Consider the following 1,304-nt stretch of genomic DNA (forward strand, 5'->3'; position numbering starts at 1 on the left):
AAATTCACCGGTGGTATTGAGGCTTATGACAGTTCCGTGAGTGTGACCTCTCAGAATGCTGTTTTTGACCGTGCAGGCAGCTTTGTCAACAGTAGCCTGACCCTCGAAAAAGGAGCAAAACTTACGGCTCAGGGCGGTATTTTCAGCACCGGGGCTGTGGACGTAAAAGAAAATGCCTCCCTGACCCTGACAGGAACACCTTCTGCGCAGAAACAGGAGTATTACTCCCCTGTGATTTCGACAACGGAAAGGATTAACCTCGAGGATAAGGCCAGCCTTTCTGTTAAAAACATGGGCTATCTGAGTTCGGATATTCATGCAGGAGCCACGGCGGCAACCATTAATCTGGGAGACAGTGATGCTGTCGGGAAGACAGATTCTCCGTTATTCAGCTCCCTGATGAAGGGATATAACGCTGTTCTGAATGGCAGTATTACGGGTGAGCAGAGTACGGTAAATATGAACAATGCTCTGTGGTACTCTGACGGAAACTCAACGATCGGAACGCTGAAGAGTGCGGGGGGACGAGTTGAACTGGGAGGCGGGAAAGACTTTACCACCCTGAAGGTAAAAGAGCTTAACGCCAATAACTCCACGTTCCTGATGCATACCAACAACAGTCAGGCTGACCAGCTGAATGTCACGAATAAACTGTCGGGCAGTAATAATACCGTCCTGGTCGACTTTTTAAACAAGCCAGCCAGTGAAATGAACGTAACGTTAATTACCGCACCGAAAGGGAGTGACGAGAAAACGTTCACAGCCGGAACGCAGCAGATTGGTTTCAGTAATGTCACGCCGGTAATCAGCACAGAAAAAACGGATAATGCCACAAAATGGATGCTGACAGGGTATCAGACAGTTGCTGATGCCGGTGCCTCGAAAACCGCAACGGACTTTATGGCGTCAGGTTATAAATCCTTCCTGACAGAGGTCAATAACCTGAACAAGCGTATGGGTGACCTGCGGGATACTCAGGGGGATGCTGGTGTCTGGGCGCGTATCATGAACGGTACCGGTTCGGCAGATGGTGGTTACAGCGATAACTACACTCACGTTCAGATTGGTGCCGACAGAAAGCATGAGCTGGACGGAGTGGATTTGTTCACGGGGGCATTACTGACCTATACAGACAGCAATGCAAGCAGCCACGCCTTCAGTGGAAAAACCCAATCCGTGGGGGGAGGGTTGTATGCTTCAGCACTCTTTGATTCCGGGGCTTATTTTGACCTGATTGGTAAATACCTCCATCACGATAATGAGTACACAGCGAGTTTTGCGTCTCTTGGAACAAAAGACTACAG

1 protein-coding gene is annotated in these 1,304 nt (G+C 49.3%); it reads left to right on the forward strand.

Translation table 11 applies throughout. The features are described 5' to 3' along the window. The coding region (locus tag A7090_RS23310) for an autotransporter outer membrane beta-barrel domain-containing protein (RefSeq protein WP_123056988.1) at positions 1-1,304 on the forward strand (1,304 nt) is incomplete at both ends.

It is taken from the genome of Escherichia sp. MOD1-EC7003 (assembly GCF_002965065.1).
GTDB lineage: Bacteria > Pseudomonadota > Gammaproteobacteria > Enterobacterales > Enterobacteriaceae > Escherichia.